Annotated in this window: 1 protein-coding gene; it reads right to left on the reverse strand. The window is 45.8% G+C overall.

The annotated features are described in order from the left end of the window. A partial coding sequence (locus tag R7Q48_RS28135; RefSeq protein WP_318133604.1) for an extracellular solute-binding protein occupies window positions 1-651 on the reverse strand: 651 nt, incomplete at both ends.

The following is a 651-nucleotide window of genomic DNA, read 5'->3' on the forward strand; positions in this document are numbered from 1 at the left end:
CATCGTACATTACGCTCGCTTCGCCAACTTCATCTTGCCATGTACCGCTGTCCATTACTTCTTGCGGAGGGAAGATGCTTGGGTCGTTAGCAAACTCTTTTGGTAGCAGTTCATGTGCCGTCTTAACTGGAGTAGGGTAACCAATCTCTAGTGCAATCTTAGCTGCGTTCTCAGGGCGTAGTAGGAAGTCGATCATCTTATGAGCAGCATCTACGTTTTTCGCGCCAGCTGGAATTGCTAAACTGTCCATCCAGAAAATGGTGCCTTTTTCAGGCCAGATGATGTCGATATTCGCACCTTCTTGACGAGCCATGTAAGCAGAGCCGTTCCAAAGCATACCAAGAGACACTTCACCTGCAAGGTAAGGGTTTGCTGGGAAATCAGAGTTGAATACCAATACGTTTGGCATTAGCTTTTTCAGCTCTTCATAAGCTGCTTTGATTTCATCTGGGTTCGTTGTATTTGGCGAGTAACCAAGCTTTGTTAATGCAATGTGGAAGACTTCACGAGAGTCATCCATCAGCATTAGTTGGCCTTCCCACTTGCTATCCCAGAAATCGTCCCATTTAGAAACAGACGATTTATCTAGCATATCTGCGTTGATACCAATGCCCGTCGCACCCCAAATGTAAGGGATAGAGTAGTTGTTGT

It is taken from the genome of Vibrio sp. 378 (assembly GCF_033339435.1).